This window comes from Microbacterium abyssi (assembly GCF_015277895.1).
Lineage (GTDB): Bacteria > Actinomycetota > Actinomycetes > Actinomycetales > Microbacteriaceae > Microbacterium > Microbacterium abyssi.
The window spans coordinates 1937539-1954864 of the sequence record NZ_CP063815.1; the positions used below are offsets into that span (position 1 = coordinate 1937539).

The following is a 17326-nucleotide window of genomic DNA, read 5'->3' on the forward strand; positions in this document are numbered from 1 at the left end:
TTCGTCACCGCGTGAGGTGGCGCGGGTTGCGCGCATCGTTGTACGAGATCGACAGCAGGGTGGCCGACAGCACCAGGATCAGGATTGCGATGGACGGGAACAACGTCAGCCACCACGCGCTGACCATCGCGCCCGCCTGCTGCGCTTCGAAGAGGATCCTTCCCCACGACCACGTCGTCGGGTCCCCGAGGCCGAGGAACGCGAGTCCCGCTGCCGAGAGCACCGCCCGAGACGCGGTCACGACAACGGAGACCACCACGACCGGAGTCACGGCGGGCAACAGGTGCCGGGAGATGATCCACCACGGTGACGTCGTCATCAACCGCGACGCGTCGACGTAGGGCAGGCCGACGATGGTGAGCGCCTGGGAGCGCACGAGCCTGGTGACCTCGGGCCAGGAGAAGGCCGCCACGACGAGGATGATCGTCGTGGTGCTCGGTCCGACCAGCGCCGCGACGAGGATCATCAACGGCAGTACGGGCAATGACAGCGTCATGTCGACGATGATGCTGATGAGTCCGTCGAGGCGACGGAAGTAGGCTCCGGCGACCGCGATGACTGTGCCGAAGACGATGGCGATCACCGATGCCGCGACCGCGACCAGCACGCTCTGCTGAGTTCCCCAGATGACCTCGGAATAGACGTCGCGACCGAGCGCATCGGTACCGAACCAGTGCTCTCCGCTGGGCGGACGCAGGACATCCGGTCCATAACTGGCGGGGTACGGGGCCAGAAGGGGCGCCGCCAGCGCGACGACGACGAGGAGCAGCAGAAGTCCGAGCGAGATCATCCCCAGCGGATCGCGGCGGAACGCACGCCAGGTGTGTGCGCTCGCACGCTCGCTTCCCGTCGCGGCGGGCTCGGTGGCCGATGTGATCTCGGAGGGCAGCGGCGCGGTCATGACGTCTTCACTCTCGGGTCGAGGTAGCCGTAGACGATATCGGTGATCGTGTTCGCGACCACCACGGTGATCGCCAGCATCAGGAATGCGCCCTGCAGCACAGGGAAGTCGAGTTGGGTCACCGCTTCGAAGATCCCGCGGCCGATACCCGGGTAGGCGAACACCGTCTCGGTGAGTACAGCACCTCCCACCAGGAAGCCGAGCTGCAGCCCGATCAGCGTCGTCGTGGGCAACAGGGCGTTGCGCAGAGCGTGCTTCCAGAGGATGCGCCTTCCGCGCAGACCGTTCGCCTTGGCGAGAAGGATGTAGTCCTCTCCCAGCGTCTCGATGAGGGTGGATCGCATCGTGAGCACGTAGGAACCGACCTGGACGAGCATGAGCGAGACGGCCGGCAGCGCCAGGTGCCGTGCGACACTCACGTACCAGTCGAAACCGTACGTTCCGTTCGAGTACGCGCCGCCGATCGGAAACCAGCCCAGGTTGAGGCCGAAGACGAACAGAAGGAGGATCGCCACGCTCGGCACGAAGAGCGACTGACCGGTGACGCCGAGGATCTGGACGCCGCGGTCCACGAAGCGTCCTCTGTGCGAGGCGGCTGCAACCCCGAGCGGAATCCCGATGACGATCGTCAGCGCGAGAGCGGTGAGAGTCAGCAGCAGCGTCCACGGCAGTCGCTGCATGAGGACATCGGTCACGGGGATCGATTGTGTGAATGAGATGCCCAGATTGCCCTGGACGAGCTGCCACATGTAGAGGCCGTACTGGACCAGTAGCGGCTGGTCCAGGCCGTATTGCGCGAGGATGGTCGCCCGAATCTCGTCGGTCATGTTCGGACTGGCCAATGCCAGCGCCGGGTCGCCGGGGAGCAGACGCAGGAGCAAGAACGTCACGGTCACGGCGAACCAGATCGTGAGGAGTCCTCTCCCCGCGCGACGCAGAATGAACGATGCTCGGGACACCCGGGCGACCTTCCTCGAGATTCAGTGGATTATTCGACCGGGTGGGCGCTCGCGAGCGAGAGCGGATTCACAATCGAGAGCAGCTCGCTCGGCTTCGAGATGAACCCGGCCCATTCGTCACTGGCGGCGAAGAACAGGTTCTGCGTGTACATGATGTTGTCGTACACCTGCTCATGGACGATCTTGTTCGCCTCCTGCATGATGGCGATCTTCTCGTCCTCGTCGAAGGTGATCATGCCCTCCTCGATCAGCGCATTCAGCTCGGGGTCATCGACGTGGGTGTAGTTGATCGCTCCGCCGGGCAGGTAGGACAGTGCGAAGTTGGTGACCGGATCATCCATGATCGCGAAGTTCCCCGCGTAGATGTCGTAGTCGCCCTCCTGGGTCATCGACAGGTATGTGTTTCGCTCGGTGCCTTGCAGTTCGACGACGATCCCGGCCTCCGCCGCGCTGTCCTGCACCATCTGGGCCCACTGGCTGGTCACGCTGTCCTGCAGCGAGTAGATCAGACGGAAGGAGACCGGGAAGACACCGTCGGAATCAGCCGTGTACCCGGCCTCTTCCATGAGTGAACGCGACTTCTCCGGATCGAACTCGTACTCGGTCACTGAGTCGTCGTGATACTTCGCCAGCACCGGCATCAGCGCACTCGAGCCTGTCGAGACCGCTTGGCCCTGCAGCACGACGTTGCGGATCGCCTCGTAGTCCGTCGCGTGTGCGAGCGCCTGACGGACGAGCACATCGCCGAGCTCGGGATTGTCCATGTTGTAGACCAGGTGCGCGTAACCGAGGCCCGCGGCCTCGATCACCTGCAGACCATCGGTGTTGCTCAGTTGCTCGACCTGCGCCGGCGGCAACGCGTTGGCGATCACGTCGATCTCGCCGCTCTGCAGCGCGAGGATCTCGGTGTTCACATCGGGGTACACGCGGTAGACCACCTCGGCGGGGCCGGGGACGCCGCCTTCGACGAGCGGATAATCTTCGACGCGCGTGAGCGTGTAGTGCTGGCCGACCTGGAACTCATCGAGCACGAACGGCCCCATGCCGACCCAGCCGCCGTCGGTGCCGTCGTTGGCGAACTCCGCGATCGATCCCTGCGGTTCGAACACGTGCTGGGGCACGACGACCCCCCAGAAGCCGATCTCCTCGATGATCGAAGAGTCCGGTTGCGTCAGCGCGAGCTCCACTCTCGTGTCCGAGACGGCTGTCGCGGACTCCAGATTCCCGAGCTGTCCGAAGAACGTGCCAGGAGCCTCATCGCGCTTGACCGCATTGAGCGTCCACGCCACGTCTTCGGCGGTCAACGGCTCGCCGTCGCTCCACGTCAGATCGTCGCGGATCTCGTAGAAGCCTGTCGTGTCGTCGACATACCCCCATTCCGTGGCGACGTGCGCTTCCTTACTGCCGTCGTCGCTGATGCTCAGCAGATGCGGATACATCAGATTGGTGACCCAGGAATCCGTGCGGCTGTTGCCGAGCACGGGGTTGAAGTTCACGACATCCGTCGTCGTGCCGATGCTGAGCGTCTCGTCGCTCGGACCGGTGCTTCCTCCTGATCCCCCCTGCTCCGGCGCGCTGGGCGCACAGGCCGCAAGGCCGGTGGCCAGCAGCGCGGCAGCGCCGAGGGCGAGGAACTTGCTGTGTTTCATCAGACCCAAACCTCCTCGAGTACGCGCAGGGTGTTGCCACCGACGACGGCGCGAATCTCATCGTCGGAGTAGTTGTGCTTCACGAGCCAGCCGATGATGTTGTAGAACGCCTCGGCCGGGTTCTCGATCCCGTCGACATAAGGCTGCTTCTCGTACTCGACGTTGGCGTGCGCCTGACCGAGAGAGAGGTTCGAAGCGAACGCGTCGTGCAGGCCCACGTGGTCGCCGAAAAGAGTGTCCGGTCCGAAGCTGACGTGCTCGAGGCCGACCAGGTCGACGCAGTACTGGAAGTGATCCATCACCGACTCCAGCGAGTGCTTCGGATGCTGCGGCGAGATGGTGGTGTGCGGTGCCGCCTCGATGCCGATCACACCGCCGCGCTTCGCGCATTCGATGATCGTCTCATCGGTCTTCATGCGATTGGTCGGCCACAGCCCGCGCGCTCCCGCGTGTGTGATGAACACCGGCTTCGCGGAGTGGCGGATCACGTCGAGGCAGGTCTGGTCCCCGGAATGCGAGATGTCGATGGCGATGCCGAGCTTGTTCATCCGCTCCACGGCACGCTCGCCGAAGTACGTCAGCCCGCCGTCGCCGCGCTCCTTAAGGCCGCCGCCGAGCATGTTGGCCTCTGAGTAGGCGATACCCATCTGCCGCACGCCGAAACCGTAGAGCACATCGAGCCGGTCGACCTCGTTCTCGATCATCGTGGAGGCCTCGAGCGCGAAGATGTGCGCCACCCGGCCGGTGTCCGCCGCGTAGCGGATGTCCTTGATCGATTCAGCCTTGATGACGAAGTCCTGATGGGCGAGGTCGGCCATGCGCACTCCGAGATCGAACAGCACGTCCTGATACTTCCAGCCGGCATCGCTGGAGATGCAGCAGGTGCCGTCCATGCCGTTGTCGAAGACTGCGGTGAGCCCGGACCGCGCAAGTCCCTCGTAGCCGGTGGGTTCGCGCCCCTGACGGATGTGATCGCGCAACTCGCCCATGTCCTCGGGGAACACCTGCACGTGTTCGTGGAGCGAGATGACCGTCTCCTCGCGGAGCAGGCGCGCGGTGCGCTCCTTCTCGGAGTCGCTCAGTGCCAGGCCCTCGTACGGCGACACTCGCCCGACCTGTTTGGCGTAGCGGAACTGGCGATAGTCCTTGCCCGCTTCGAGATAGTCGTAGGCGGTGTAGCCGTCATATCGGTCTGCTGGTTCGAGCACGCGTGCATTCCTTCGTTCGATGATGCGGATGAGTCCCTGCGCCGTCATTCACGAGAGCGACACCATCGAATGTCGCCGATTTCGGCGCGCATGTCAATTGATTTGCGGAATTTCGGCGCAAACATTCCCAGTTCGGCACAATTCAGCAGTGATTGCTGGCATGATGGCTTCATGGATACCGCATCCGCGATCGACGACCTCGTCCTTGATGTTCAAGACCTCACCGTCACGCTCTCGAGCGGCGGGCGCTCGTCCCGCGTCGTCGACGGCATCGACATCTCCGTTCGACGCGGGGAAGTGGTCGCCCTCCTGGGAGAATCCGGGTCGGGCAAGTCGATGACTGCGCGGGCGATCATGGGGCTCATCGACGAGGGTGAGGTGCGCGCGTCGGTGATGAACCTGAAGGACACGGATCTGACGTCGATCACTGCGGAGCAGCACCGCAGACTCCGCGGCGCGAATGTCAGCATGGTCCTGCAGGACGCGCTGTCAGCGCTCAACCCCGTGCTCAGCATCGGCGATCAGATCGTCGACCTGATCCGCGCGCATCGAACGATGAGCCGGCGAGAAGCGCTCGATCGCGCCGTCGAACTCCTGACTCTCGTGGGAATCCCTGTCCCGGAGAAGCGGGTGCACGACTATTCTCACCAGTTCTCCGGCGGGCAGCGCCAGCGCATCCTGATGGCAATGGCCATCGCTCTGGATCCCGACCTCATCATCGCGGACGAACCGACGACCGCACTGGATGTGACCGTCCAGGCACAGATCCTCGAGCTGCTGCTCTCGTTGCGCGATCGCCTGGGAATGGGTGTCCTGATCATCACTCACGATCTCGGTGTGGTCATGGAGGTCGCCGACAGAGTCGCCGTCATGCGTTCGGGTCGGATCGTCGAGTCAGGCAGCGCGGACGAGGTCCTGACCGCACCGCAGCATCCATACACCCGCCAGCTGCTGAACTCGATGCCCAAGGACGTCGCCGCGGCTGCGCCGGTCGACGGATCAGTCGCGCCCATCCTGGAAGGCAGCCATCTGAAACGGACGTTCCGTTCCGGACACGGCCGCCGCGCGCACCGCGTCGCGGCCGTCGACGACGTCGGTCTCAGCCTGCATAGCGGGGAGATCCTCGCGATCGTCGGTGAGTCCGGTAGCGGTAAATCGACCCTGGCGCGGATGCTGGTCGGGCTCGACTCCCCGGACTCGGGCACGCTCCACTATCGCGAGCACGACGTGACGCGCGGCCGACTGCGCGACCGCAAGGTCCTTCGTCGCGGCGTTCAGATGGTCTTTCAGGATCCGTACACGTCCCTCAACCCTCGCATGACCGTCCAGCAGATCATCGCCGAGCCCCTCGCGGCGACGCGGACGGGCACTGCGGCCACGCGGCAGACACGCGTCGCAGAACTGCTCGAGCTGGTCGGGCTCGATCCCGATATGGGATCCCGGTTCCCGCATCAGTTCTCCGGAGGCCAACGGCAGCGCGTCGGGATCGCTCGGGCTCTTGCACTGGATCCCGACGTACTGGTGTGCGATGAGCCCGTTTCGGCGCTCGACGTCTCCATACGCGCGCAGATCATCGACCTTCTGTGCGAACTGCGCGAGCGACTCGGCATGTCGATCGTCTTCATCGCTCACGATCTGTCCCTCGTGCGCCACATCGCCGACCGCGTGGCGGTGATGTACCTCGGGAACATGGTCGAGATCGGCGAAACCGACGAGATCTATCACCATCCGAAACATCCCTACACCCAGGCGCTGCTCTCGGCGATCCCGCCGCAGACGCGCGCCGAGCGCGGAATGCTGGCTCGGCGCACGACGTTCTCCGTGGATTGATAGGCTGAACCCGCGCAGGACGGCCCGCGCCGACGCCATCATCAGGGGACGGCCCCGTCAAGGAGTCCCGGCCATGTCCTCCACCACTCGCAGCCTGAAACAACTGGTCGCGGCATCCGATGTCGTAAGGATCGCACTCGGCTGGGGCGCGTTCGGCGCACTACTGCTTGCCCACCCTCTGCTCGCAGCCCCCGTCCCCGCACCACTGCTGGTCGTGGCGCTCGCCATCATCGTCGCCGTGATCCTCTTGTGCGCCTTCGGGGTGGTCAAGCAGGCCGAAGCGCTCGCCCACCGCCTCGGAGACCCATACGGCTCGCTGGTGCTGACCCTGTCGATCGTGCTGATCGAGGTGATCCTCATCTCGGCCGTCATGCTCGGGCCCGGCGAGCATGCCACGATCGCCCGCGACTCCGTCATGGCCGTGTCGATGATAATCCTGAACCTCGTGATCGGGCTCGCGCTGCTGCTGGGCGGAACCCGGCATCGCGGCATGGCGCACAACCGCACCGGCACTTCGGCGTATCTCGCGATGCTCGTGGTCCTCGTCTCCCTCGCCTTCGGCCTGCCCGCGCTTGTCGGGCAGGACGGCGCGTACACGTTCGCACAGGCGATCCCCGTGGTCGTCCTCACTGTGCTGCTGTACGGATTCTTCCTGTTCCGTCAGATGGGCGCGCAGGCGGGTGACTTCACCGAGGTGGAGGAGGGCGTGACGCGCCGCGCGTCGACGCCGACGGATGCCGGGGCGCCCAGCATCCGTGACACCCTCCGCGTGCACCGCACCGAGGTGATCGTGCGCCTCACGGTGCTCGTCGTCACCGTCATCCCCATCGTGCTGCTCTCGCACGACATGGCGGCCCTCCTCGACGACGGCCTCGGCCGCCTCGGCGCCCCCGCCGCCCTCGCCGGCGTGCTCATCGCCGCGATCGTGTTCCTGCCCGAATCGATCACGGCACTCCGGGCCGCGCTCGGCGGCGAGATCCAGCGGGTGATCAATCTCTGCCACGGCGCTCTCGTCTCGACTGTGGGCCTGACTATCCCAGCTGTCCTCGTCATCGGCATGCTCACGGATCAGACCGTGATCCTCGCCGAGACATCGGCCGATCTGCTGCTACTCGGCGTGACGCTCCTGCTCTCGGCGACCACCTTCGCGGCGAAACGCGTGACGGCGATGCACGGTGCCGCGCACCTGGTGCTGTTCGCCGTGTACGTGCTCGTCCTGTTCAGCTAAAATCGGGGTTGGTCGGGACTTCCCTGAGAGCTTGCTATGGTGGAAAGGATGCTCGTGCATGCATGAGCAGGGGGCGCACTGTGCGCTCTCACGCGACGCGCGCCTGACTGCGCGCTCACCGCAATCACTCGAATCCCGCTGGGGATGCACCGACGTTCGGTGCGCCCGGAACGCGGACGACCGGAAAGGAGCCGCACCCCGGACCTCTCGTCTGTGCGCTGCCATGCGCCTCAGTGGTCCAGGTTCGTTCGCCATGCTGACAGCTTCAGATCTCTCGATGTCCACCCGCCCCTGCACCTCCCTCTGCCCCACTTAGCGAGCACTTTCTCCTTCGACCGGCGGCCTCTGCCGCATCAAGACGAGAAAGTGAGAACAATCCGGTGGGCGACCTCCAAACACTCTCAGGACCTGTGACGGTCCTGCTCATGCTGCTGTTCTTCGGCGGCAGCCTGTACATGTCGATCCGCATCTCCCGCAAGAAGGAGAACGCCGACGGCTACATGACCGCCGGCGGCAAGATCGGCTTCGGCATCTCCGCAGCATCCATGACCGCCACCTGGATCTGGGCATCCTCGATGTACGCCTCCGCGACGTCCGGCTACACGTACGGCATCTCCGGCCCCATCCACTACGGACTCTGGGGCGCGCTGATGATCCTGCTCATCTACCCGTTCGGGCGCCGCATCCGCAAGGTCGCGCCCAAGGCGCACACGATCGCCGAGGTGATGTTCGCCCGGCACGGACGCTCCAGCCAGCTCATGCTCGCCGGATCCAACGTGCTCGGCAGCCTCATCAGTCTGACCTCGAACCTCATCGCCGGTGGTGCGCTGATCTCGATGCTGTCGCCGTTCACGTTCACGCAGGGCATCGTCGCGATCGCCGTCGGTGTGCTCGCGTACACCCTGTGGTCGGGGTTCCGCGCCTCGGTGCTGACCGACTTCGCCCAGGTGCTGGCCATGCTCGGCGCGGTGGCGATCATCATCCCGGTGATCTTCTTCGCCGCCGGCGGCCCCGACCTGTTCGTTGAGGGCGCGAAGAACCTCACCCCGCAGCAGGGCGACTTCTTCTCCTCTGACGCGTTCTTCAACCAGGGCGCGCCGTACATCGCGGCCGTGCTCGCGTACGCGATCGGCAACCAGACCATCGCACAGCGTCTGTTCGCTGTCCGCGAGGACCTGATCAAGAAGACGTTCATCACCGCGACGGTCGGCTACGGCGCGACCATCATCGGTGTGGGGATGCTGGGCGTCATCGCCCTGTACGCGGGCATCGAGCCGATGGGCGGCGATGTCAACAATCTCATCCCGCAGATGGCGGCGACCTACCTCAGCCCGATCCTGATCTGCGTCTTCTTCGTCATGATCATCGGCTCGCTGTCGTCGACGGCCGATGCCGACATGACGGCACTGTCGTCGATCATGATGGCCGACATCTACGGTCAGAACATCGCCGGCAAGAAGAACGCCAATCCGAAGACGATGCTGCTGGTGGGGCGTCTGACCATGGTCGGCGCGACAGCCGCCGCACTCGGGTTCGCGTCGATGCAGTTCAACATCCTCGACCTGCTGGTGTTCGTCGGGGCGATGTGGGGCGCTCTGGTGTTCCCGGTGATCGCGAGCTTCTACTGGAACCGCGTCACCAACGTGGCCTTCAGCGTCGCCGTCGTCGCCGCCCTCGCAGCGTTCCTGCCGGTGCGCTTCGAGTGGGTCGACCTGTCCGGCGGTCTCGGGATCGCCAGTGACGTGCTTTCGGTGATCGGCATCGGCGTCGTGCTCGGGCTGATGTCGTTCGGCTTCTTCGGCCTGCGCGTCGCCGTCATCGTCGGCGCCGTCGCGACCGTGGCATCCGCACCGTTCGCGATCGGTTTCCTGCACACCTACCCGGTGCTGTCAGGGTCACTGGTGGCCTACGCGGTCAGCACGGTCGTCTGCGCCGCGATCACGATGCTGAACAAGGACAAGCGGTTCGACTTCTCGGTAATCCGGCACCGCACCGGCGACTTCGACACCGCCGAGACAGAGATCATCGGCGAAGCGGAGAGTGTCGTGCAGGGCGCCGACGCCGACTACAACGCCACAACGTCCACCGGAAAGGAGCAGTGATGGACCCGCTCATGCTGACCCTCTATGTGCTCATCTGGCCCGTGATCGTCATCGGCGCCCTCGCCGTGATCATCCGAGCGTTCGTGAAGGACGCCCGCCAGGCCAAGAAGGAGGGCCGCCAGATCATCTGACGGCCCGCGCGGGTGGCGGCGGCCGGTTCATTCCGGCTGCCGCCACCTTGCGTTCGGCGCGTTCGATGCGAGGATGGCAGAGATGTCGCTCGCCGAAAGGAGCAGGTCATGACCGGATCCCCGCTGACGCACACGAACCTCACCGAGCTCGAGGAGACGCTGCTCGAACAGGCGCGCCAGTCGAGCTCCCGCCGGGCGGCGGAGACGCTGCACGGCGGACACGAGGCGGTGCTTCGGCAGACCGCCATCGCCCTGCTCGACGAAGCCGAGCTCCTCGAGCACGACAGCCCGCCCGAGGCGATCGTGCAGGTGCTCAGCGGTCACCTGCGGCTGACCGGCCAGGGTCGTTCCTGGGAGCTCAGCGCCGGCGACATCATGCCCGTCCCCCCGGAGCGGCACAGCGTCCTCGCGCGGGAAGACAGCTTCTTCCTGCTGACGGTGCGCCGCTCCGTGTGAGGCCTCAGCGCTCGCGCAACTGATCGGCGATCTCCTCGTCCACCGTGCGGATCGTCGCGGTGTCGACGTCGGCCAGCGCGGCTTCGAACCGCGCCTGACGGCGCTTGAGCCAGACGCCGAGGATGATGATCACGATCATGACCGAGTAGATCACGATCGACACGGGGCTCTGCACGAGGTACAGCGGGTCTCCCTGGCTGATCGCCATGGCCTTGCGCAGCTGCTCCTCCGCCATCGGGCCGAGGATGGCGCCGACGACCATCGGGGACACCGGGTAGCCGTGCCTGCGCATGAAGAACCCGATGATCCCGAGCAGCAGCAGCACGCCGATATCGAACACAGTGAAGTTCGCCGCGTACGCGCCGAGCCCGGCGAAGACCAGGATGCCGGAGTACAGATACGGCCGCGGGATCTGCAGCACCTTCGCCCACATGCCCACAAGCGGCAGGTTGAGGATGATGAGCACGACGTTGCCGAGGTACAGGCTCGCGATCAGCGCCCACACCAGTGCCGGCTGGCTGTCGAACAGCAGGGGCCCGGGGCGGATGCCGTAGGTCTGGAACGCCGAGATGATGATCGCGGCGGTCGCCGTCGTCGGCAGTCCCAGGGTCAGCAGCGGCACGAGCACGCCGGCCGCTGCGGCGTTGTTGGCCGCCTCGGGACCTGCGACGCCCTCGATGGCCCCTTTGCCGAACTGCTTGCGGTACGGATCCTTCGCGAGGCGCTTCTCGGTCGCGTACGACAGGAACGTCGCGACGTCAGCGCCGCCGGCCGGGATCGACCCGATCGGGAACCCGATCGCGGTGCCGCGCAGCCACGGCTTCCACGAGCGCTTCCAGTCGCTCTTCTTCATCCATGAGCGCCAGCTGCCGGACACCGGGATGATCGGCAGCGCGCCGCTGCGCAAGCGCGAGCCCACGTAGAGCGCCTCGCCGACCGCGAACAGTCCGACGGCGACGATCACGACGTCGATGCCGTCGCCGAGGTTCGGGATGCTGAAGGTGAAGCGCGCCTGGCCGGTGAGGGTGTCGGTGCCGACGAGCCCCAGGAACAGGCCGATCGCCAGCGACACGATGCCCCGGATCGGGCTCGAGCCGAGCAGGGCGCCGACGGTGAGGAACGCGACGATCATCAGGGCGAAGTAGTCGCCCGGCCCCAGCGTGACCGCGAAGTCGGCGATGAACGGCGCGAACAGCGTGAGCAGCCCTGTCGCGATGGTGCCGGCGATGAACGACCCGATCGCCGCTGTGGCGAGAGCGGACGTGGCGCGCCCCATGCGCGCCATCTTGTTGCCCTCCAGCGCCGTGACGATCGAGGCCGACTCCCCCGGCGTGTTCAGCAGGATCGATGTCGTGGACCCGCCGTACATGCCTCCGTAGTAGATGCCGGCGAACATGATGATCGCGCTGGTGACGTCGAGCGTGTACGTCAACGGCAGCAGCAGTGCCACCGTCATCGCCGGACCGATGCCGGGGAGCACGCCGACGGCGGTGCCCAGCAGCACCCCGACGAACGCGAACAGCAGATACTGCGGCTGCAGCGCCGTCGCGAAGCCGTCCATGAGAAGTTGCAGGCTATCCACCGAACACCCCCGGGAGGATCGAGCCGAACGGCGGCAGGGAGAGCCCGAGCAGAGTGCCGAACAGCAACTGCGTGAGAACACCGAGGCCGATGCCGATGACCACGGTCCGCCACCAGCTCGCAGCGCCCAGAGCGAGCGACGCGCCGGTGAACAGCACGACGACCGCCACCGGCCAGCCGGCGACCGGGATGGTGACCATGAGCGAGGCGAACGCCAGGGCGAGCAGCACGACGGTCTTCCACGACGTGCGCGCCTCGGTGTCGACATCCTCGCCCTCGTCAGGCGCGCCGACGTCGCCGCGGAGGACCGCGATGAACGCCGCGAGGGACGACAGCAGCATCAGCCCGGTCACGGCGTACGGGACCACGCGCGCGCCGAGCACGTTCGACGATCCCATCGGCTCGCGGATGAACCCGGTCATCACCAGCGCGACGACGGAGAACACCAGGATCACGCCGATGAACGCGAGCTCGCCGAGTTTGCGCGACCGCGGGGCGCCGGCTGCAGCCGACGCCCCGGGAATGACGGAATCCGTCATTCGATGAGTCCGATCGTCTTCAGCGTCTCCTGCGTGGTGGCGATGTCGCCCTCCAGGAAGCCGGCGAACTCCTCGCCGGTCAGGAACGCGTCGGTCCATCCGTTCGTCTCGAGGATGCCTGCCCACGACTCGCTGTCGTGCGCCGAGGTGACGAGATCCTCGAGCTCCGTCTTCTCGTCGTCGGAGATGCCACCGGGAGCGATGAGCCCGCGCCAGTTCGTGACGACGAGGTCGATGCCCTCATCGGTCAGCGTCGGGACGTCGGGAAGCAGCTCGGCGGGCTCCTCGGAGGAGACGGCGAGAGCCTTGAGCTCCCCGGCCTCCACCTGCTGCGCGAACTCGCCGACGCCGGAGATCCCGGCCTGCACCTGACCGCCCAGCAGCAGCGTGAGCGCTTCGCCGCCACCGGAGTTGGCGATGTAGTTGAGCGTGTCGGGGACCTCTGCGGCGTCCACCCCGGCGCCGATCAGCAGCTGAGCGGCGAGGATGTGGTCGATACCGCCGGCTGATCCGCCTGTGACCGCCATCCCGGCGCCGTCCTCGGCCCAGGCGTCGACGAAGTCCTCGATGGTGTCGTACGGGCTGTCCTTCGGCACCACGACGACGAGGGGTTCCTCTGTCAGCTTCGCGATCGGCGTCATCTCCTCGATGCGCACGTCCGAGGCATTGGTCTCGACGGCCCCGACCATCACACTGCCGGTGATCATGAGGGTGTTGGGGTCGGTCTCGGTCGCGAGCGATGCGAGCCCGACGGTGCCGCCGGCACCGCCGATGTTCGTGACGGGCGCGGACGACACGAGCGACTCATCGCTCAGGGTCTGTGCGAAGGCGCGAGCGGTCTGGTCCCACCCGCCGCCGGGATCGGCAGGGGCGATCACCGCGGCGCTGTCGATCGTGACCTCGCCGCCACCGCCGTCCGCGCTGCCGCCGGGAGATGATCCGGTGCACGCGGCCAGGGTCACGGCCGCGACGCCGAGAACGGCCACTGCGGCCAGGCGGGTGCGAATGCGGATGTGCTGTGTCATGAACTCCTCCTCGAGTCCTCTCCGGCGTCGATGCCGGGTGCGGGTTCGGCGAGCCTATGACGCGCGCAGGGCCGGCCTCAGGTTGTGTTCAGCACCAGAGGTTTTGGTCGTTTCGTACCCACCGGTGCCGAGCGGCCGCTCGAATAGCATGGGGAGGTGGTGAAGGCGATGACGCTCCGCACGCAGCTCGTGCTGCTGCAGGTGTTCATCGTGCTCGCCATCGTGCTCACCGTCGGTCTCGCCGCCATGCTCATGCAGGAGCGGCAGATCCGCGAGGCGTCGCAGGAGCGCATGATCGCTGTCGCGCAGTCGGTCGCGCAGCTGCCCACGATCGTCGAGGCGTACGACGACGCTGATCCTGCAGCGGTCATCCAGCCCATCGCCGAGCTCATCCGCGACTCCTCGAACGTCGCCTACGTCGTCGTGACGGATGACGAGGGCATCCGGTTCTCGCATCCGAACCCTGATCGCATCGGCGAGCGCGTCTCCACCGACCCGAGCGTCGCGCTGTCCGGCGCCATGTACGTCGGCACTCAGACCGGCACGCTCGGCGAATCGTGGCGCGTGAAGGTGCCGGTCTTCGACGCCGACGGCGAAGTGATGGGACAGGTCTCGGTCGGCATCCTGGAATCCGACCTGCGCGAGGACTTCTTCGGAGACATCACCGGCTTCCTGCTCGCGCTGGGAGCGGCGACCGTGGTCGGCGTCGTCGCCGCGACCGGCGTCGCGCGCATCGTGCGTCGCCGGATCTACGGCTTGGAGCCCGACGAGATCCGCGGGCTCCTCGAGACGCGCGAGGCTACGCTGCATGGCATCCGCGAAGGCATGCTCGCTCTCGACGAGCGCGGCGACGTCTCGCTGTGCAACGACTCGGCGGCGCGCCTGCTGGGCCTCGGTTCGCCGGCTGAGGCGATCGGCCGGCCGGCATCCGAGCTGCTCGACGATCTGGCCGCGCTCATCGCGGATTCGAACGCCGACGACTCCACTCCGCAGCGCCTGGTGCTCTCCGGAGAGCGCGTGCTGGTCGCGCGAGCCGCCGCGGTGCGCGTGCAGGAGCGGCGCGTGGGCACCGTCGTCACGCTGATGGACCGCACCGAGCTGGATCAGGCTCTGCGCGACCTCGCCGGCGCGCAGAGCCTCGCGGAGGGCCTGCGCGCACAGCAGCACGAGTTCTCGAACACCCTGCACACGATCGGCGGGCTGATCGAGCTCGGCGAGTTCGATGCCGCCAGCCGCGTCATCGAGCGTGCGGGCGACGGGGGTGCGCTGAGTCACCTCGATGCGCCGGACGGCGTGCAGGACATCGAGCTCGCCGCGATCCTCCTGGCCAAGCGCGCACGCGCCCGCGAGCTCGGCGTCGACCTCGCCGTCTCGGATGCCAGCCGTCTGCCATCCGGACCTGCGGACGGCGATCTGAGCACGGTGGTCGCCAACCTGATCGACAACGCCCTGGATGCCGCCGGCCGCGGCGGGCACGTCAGCCTGGCGATCGAACGGGATGCCGGCGGTGGCACGGTCATCCGGGTGGAGGACGACGGTCCCGGGGTGCCGATCGAGCATCGCGGCGACGTCTTCCGCCTCGGCTACTCGACCAAGAGCGACGACCGCCAGCGCGGGTACGGACTCACCCTGGTGGCGCGGATCGTCGAACGGCGCGGCGGAGCAGTGGAGCTCTCCCCCGCGACGACCGGCGGCGCGCGCTTCTCCGTACGACTGCCCGCCACGGAGCATGCCGGGGTGCCGATGTGAAGCGGCTGCGGACCCTGATCGTCGAGGACGACTTCGCCGTCGCGCACGTCACCAGGGGCTTCGTGGAACGGCATCCGCACTACGAGGTCGTGGGCGTCGCGCCGACGGGCGCCGAAGCCCTGCGCGCCCTGAGCGAGCTGCAGCCCGATGTCATGCTGCTGGACGTGTACCTGCCCGACATGTCCGGCATCGACGTACTCCGCAGGCTGCGGGCGGGCGGCGGTCACGTCGAGGTGATCGCCGTCACGGCCGCACGCGATCTCGAGACCGTCCGCCGCGCCCGCGCGCACGGCGTGCATCACTATGTCGTCAAGCCGTTCCCTATGCAGACGCTGCACGAGCGACTGGACGATGTCCGCCGCGCTCTTGCACGCGACGCCGAACTGGACGACACCGGCGAGCTGGATCAGGTGACCGTCGATGCCGTGATGCGGCGGGATGCGATCGCCCTCGCCGGGCAGCGCAAGGGCGTGTCCCGAGTCACGCTGCAGCGTGTCGCCGAGACCATGGAGCGCCAGGGGCAACCCGTCTCCGCGAGCGAACTCGCCGAGACACTGGGGATGTCCAGGGTCAGCGCGCGACGCTACCTTGAGCGGCTCGTGGAATCAGGCCTCGCCGCGAGCACTCCCACGTACGGCGGCGTCGGCAGGCCGGAGTTGCGCTACCGGCTGCGCGCCTGATCAGCCGGACGGCCTGATCAGCCGGACGGCCTGATCAGCCGGACGGATTGTCCAGCGGCATCCCGTTCTCGTCGGTCGTGTCCGGAAGCGGGCTGTCCGCCTCCTTCTCTCCCACGACCGCTGGGGCGTCGTCCTCATCGCCGCCATCGCCGATGCCGCCGGTCGGCTCAGACTCCTCGACGGTGTGCCGCGTACCGCGCTCCGAGGCGAAGCTCGCCCCGGCGATCACGGCCTCCTCGCGGCTGCTGAAGCTCAGGGAGTTCTCCGGTTCCCCTTCGACATGGTTGATCCACTGGCCGTTCTTCGAACGTGTGAACACATCACCGTCAGTCATCGGCTTCCTCCGTCGTGTCTTCGCCTTCTGCCTGTGAGGGATGCCCGTCGAGCGCCGGGTCGGGGTGCTGTTCTGCGCGCGCCGGATCCTCGCCCTCGGCCTGCGAGGGGTGTCCGCCGTCCACGCCGGGTGTCTCGTGCGGACGGTGCTCGTCCATCTCATCCATGGTTCAGCCTCCTCTGTCGACTGCTCCCACGGTAGGTCGCAGCTCGCAGCCCTTCGAGGGCCTTGCGCGTGTTCCGCCGAAGAGGTAAACCGAGGCGTCAGACGCCCGGGCGCAGCGACAGATCGGTGATCTGCGCGTCGCGCGGCAGATCGAGCGACGTGAGGATGGTCGTCGCCACGGATTCCGGGTCGATGAAGAGATCCGGATCGTATTCGGCGCCCTCCTGCCGATGGACGCGCTCCTGCATCGCCGTCGCCGTTCGTCCGGGGAAGATCGACGTCACGCGGATGCCGTTCTCGGCCTCCTCCGCGCGCAACGCGTCTGCGAGGGCCTTCAGACCGTGCTTGGAGGCCGCATACGCCGCCCATTCCGCGTTGGCGCGCAGCCCCGCTCCGGAGTTCACGAACAGCACCTGCCCGCGGGAGACCCGCAGCATCGGCAGCACGAGTCTGGTGAGCTCGGCGGGTGCGAGCAGGTTGACGGCCAACTGCCGCTCCCACAGTGCCAGCGGAAGATCGCCTACCGGGCCGAGGTCCACGACGCCGGCGATGTGCACGAGCGTGTCGATGCGATCCGGAAGATGCTGCTTCGAGAAGGCCCACGAGAGCCGGCCTGGCTGCGCCAGATCTCCGACCAGCGTCGAGGCACCCGGGAACCGCGCCGCGATCTCACGCGCGCGTCCGGCGTCACGGGCCAGCAGCACGAGCTCATCCCCGCGCTCATGGAGGCGACGCGCCACCGCGGCGCCGATGCCGGCACCCGCACCGGTGATCAGGTGCACGGTCATC

The 17326-nt window shown here is 66.8% G+C and carries 17 protein-coding genes; 7 read left to right on the forward strand and 10 right to left on the reverse strand.

Annotated elements, in window-relative coordinates; translation table 11 throughout:
• Window positions 1-4: 4 nt before the first annotated feature.
• From IM776_RS09395 to IM776_RS09410, 4 genes are read right to left on the reverse strand one after another with little or no spacing between them, the layout of a single operon-like run.
• Window positions 5-901, reverse strand: a complete 897-nt coding sequence (locus IM776_RS09395) for an ABC transporter permease (RefSeq protein WP_194419815.1) — start codon at window positions 899-901, stop codon at window positions 5-7.
• On the reverse strand, window positions 898-1860 hold the full coding sequence (locus tag IM776_RS09400) for an ABC transporter permease (RefSeq protein WP_194419816.1): 963 nt from the start codon (window positions 1858-1860) through the stop codon (window positions 898-900). Before IM776_RS09400 ends, IM776_RS09395 begins: the two co-directional genes overlap by 4 nt.
• Window positions 1861-1889: 29 nt before the next feature.
• A complete protein-coding gene (locus tag IM776_RS09405) occupies window positions 1890-3509 on the reverse strand; it encodes an ABC transporter substrate-binding protein (RefSeq protein ID WP_194419817.1) in 1620 nt (539 codons plus the stop codon).
• Complete coding sequence (locus IM776_RS09410; RefSeq protein ID WP_194419818.1) at window positions 3509-4717, reverse strand: dipeptidase; 1209 nt, start codon at window positions 4715-4717, stop codon at window positions 3509-3511. Before IM776_RS09410 ends, IM776_RS09405 begins: the two co-directional genes overlap by 1 nt.
• Before the next feature lie 171 nt (window positions 4718-4888).
• On the opposite strand from IM776_RS09410, the gene IM776_RS09415 reads away from it, so the two are divergent.
• The 5 genes from IM776_RS09415 to IM776_RS09430 all read left to right on the forward strand — a co-directional run bounded on the left by IM776_RS09415 (window position 4889) and on the right by IM776_RS09430 (window position 10464).
• Complete coding sequence (locus tag IM776_RS09415; protein WP_194419819.1) at window positions 4889-6547, forward strand: dipeptide ABC transporter ATP-binding protein; 1659 nt, start codon at window positions 4889-4891, stop codon at window positions 6545-6547.
• Between the two features lie 73 nt (window positions 6548-6620).
• Window positions 6621-7775 (forward strand): calcium:cation antiporter, encoded by a 1155-nt coding sequence (locus IM776_RS09420; protein WP_194419820.1) that lies wholly within the window; start codon window positions 6621-6623, stop codon window positions 7773-7775.
• 425 nt (window positions 7776-8200) lie between these two features.
• On the forward strand, window positions 8201-9877 hold the full coding sequence (locus IM776_RS09425; protein ID WP_194422584.1) for a sodium:solute symporter family protein: 1677 nt from the start codon (window positions 8201-8203) through the stop codon (window positions 9875-9877).
• Window positions 9877-10008 (forward strand): putative transporter small subunit, encoded by a 132-nt coding sequence (locus tag IM776_RS15870; RefSeq protein ID WP_228479697.1) that lies wholly within the window; start codon window positions 9877-9879, stop codon window positions 10006-10008. Before IM776_RS09425 ends, IM776_RS15870 begins: the two co-directional genes overlap by 1 nt.
• A gap of 108 nt (window positions 10009-10116) precedes the next feature.
• Window positions 10117-10464, forward strand: coding sequence for a cupin domain-containing protein (locus IM776_RS09430; RefSeq protein WP_228479698.1), 348 nt, complete (start codon window positions 10117-10119; stop codon window positions 10462-10464).
• Window positions 10465-10468: 4 nt separating this feature from the next.
• Here IM776_RS09430 and IM776_RS09435 read toward each other — a convergent pair whose 3' ends face one another.
• From IM776_RS09435 to IM776_RS09445, 3 genes are read right to left on the reverse strand one after another with little or no spacing between them, the layout of a single operon-like run.
• Entirely contained in the window at window positions 10469-12046 is a 1578-nt protein-coding gene (locus IM776_RS09435) for a tripartite tricarboxylate transporter permease (RefSeq protein ID WP_194419821.1), read from the reverse strand.
• Entirely contained in the window at window positions 12039-12584 is a 546-nt protein-coding gene (locus IM776_RS09440) for a tripartite tricarboxylate transporter TctB family protein (protein ID WP_194419822.1), read from the reverse strand. The genes IM776_RS09435 and IM776_RS09440 overlap by 8 nt, the downstream gene beginning before the upstream one ends.
• Window positions 12581-13609 carry a Bug family tripartite tricarboxylate transporter substrate binding protein gene (locus tag IM776_RS09445; RefSeq protein WP_194419823.1) on the reverse strand — a complete coding sequence of 343 codons (1029 nt, stop codon included), beginning with the start codon at window positions 13607-13609 and terminating at the stop codon, window positions 12581-12583. The genes IM776_RS09440 and IM776_RS09445 overlap by 4 nt, the downstream gene beginning before the upstream one ends.
• 156 nt (window positions 13610-13765) lie before the next feature.
• On the opposite strand from IM776_RS09445, the gene IM776_RS09450 reads away from it, so the two are divergent.
• Entirely contained in the window at window positions 13766-15358 is a 1593-nt protein-coding gene (locus tag IM776_RS09450) for an ATP-binding protein (protein ID WP_228479700.1), read from the forward strand.
• Complete coding sequence (locus IM776_RS09455; RefSeq protein WP_194419824.1) at window positions 15355-16038, forward strand: response regulator; 684 nt, start codon at window positions 15355-15357, stop codon at window positions 16036-16038. The genes IM776_RS09450 and IM776_RS09455 overlap by 4 nt, the downstream gene beginning before the upstream one ends.
• Before the next feature lie 34 nt (window positions 16039-16072).
• On the opposite strand, the gene IM776_RS09460 is transcribed toward IM776_RS09455, so the two are convergent.
• From IM776_RS09460 to IM776_RS09470, 3 genes are all read right to left on the reverse strand, one after another.
• Window positions 16073-16372, reverse strand: a complete 300-nt coding sequence (locus tag IM776_RS09460; protein WP_194419825.1) for a DUF2188 domain-containing protein — start codon at window positions 16370-16372, stop codon at window positions 16073-16075.
• On the reverse strand, window positions 16365-16538 hold the full coding sequence (locus tag IM776_RS09465; protein ID WP_194422694.1) for a hypothetical protein: 174 nt from the start codon (window positions 16536-16538) through the stop codon (window positions 16365-16367). The genes IM776_RS09460 and IM776_RS09465 overlap by 8 nt, the downstream gene beginning before the upstream one ends.
• 97 nt (window positions 16539-16635) lie before the next feature.
• A complete protein-coding gene (locus IM776_RS09470) occupies window positions 16636-17325 on the reverse strand; it encodes an SDR family oxidoreductase (protein ID WP_194419826.1) in 690 nt (229 codons plus the stop codon).
• Between the last annotated feature and the right edge of the window lies 1 nt (window position 17326).

Bases quoted from the DNA above. Each gene is read 5' to 3' on its own strand.
- IM776_RS09395 (WP_194419815.1), bottom strand. From the start codon at position 901: ATGACCGCGCCGCTGCCCTCCGAGATCACATCGGCCACCGAGCCCGCC.
- IM776_RS09405 (WP_194419817.1), bottom strand. From the start codon at position 3,509: ATGAAACACAGCAAGTTCCTCGCCCTCGGCGCTGCCGCGCTGCTGGCC.
- IM776_RS09415 (WP_194419819.1), top strand. From the start codon at position 4,889: ATGGATACCGCATCCGCGATCGACGACCTCGTCCTTGATGTTCAAGAC.
- IM776_RS09420 (WP_194419820.1), top strand. From the start codon at position 6,621: ATGTCCTCCACCACTCGCAGCCTGAAACAACTGGTCGCGGCATCCGAT.
- IM776_RS09425 (WP_194422584.1), top strand. From the start codon at position 8,201: ATGCTGCTGTTCTTCGGCGGCAGCCTGTACATGTCGATCCGCATCTCC.
- IM776_RS15870 (WP_228479697.1), top strand. From the start codon at position 9,877: ATGGACCCGCTCATGCTGACCCTCTATGTGCTCATCTGGCCCGTGATC.
- IM776_RS09430 (WP_228479698.1), top strand. From the start codon at position 10,117: ATGACCGGATCCCCGCTGACGCACACGAACCTCACCGAGCTCGAGGAG.
- IM776_RS09440 (WP_194419822.1), bottom strand. From the start codon at position 12,584: ATGACGGATTCCGTCATTCCCGGGGCGTCGGCTGCAGCCGGCGCCCCG.
- IM776_RS09445 (WP_194419823.1), bottom strand. From the start codon at position 13,609: ATGACACAGCACATCCGCATTCGCACCCGCCTGGCCGCAGTGGCCGTT.
- IM776_RS09460 (WP_194419825.1), bottom strand. From the start codon at position 16,372: ATGACTGACGGTGATGTGTTCACACGTTCGAAGAACGGCCAGTGGATC.
- IM776_RS09465 (WP_194422694.1), bottom strand. From the start codon at position 16,538: ATGGATGAGATGGACGAGCACCGTCCGCACGAGACACCCGGCGTGGAC.
- IM776_RS09470 (WP_194419826.1), bottom strand. From the start codon at position 17,325: ATGACCGTGCACCTGATCACCGGTGCGGGTGCCGGCATCGGCGCCGCG.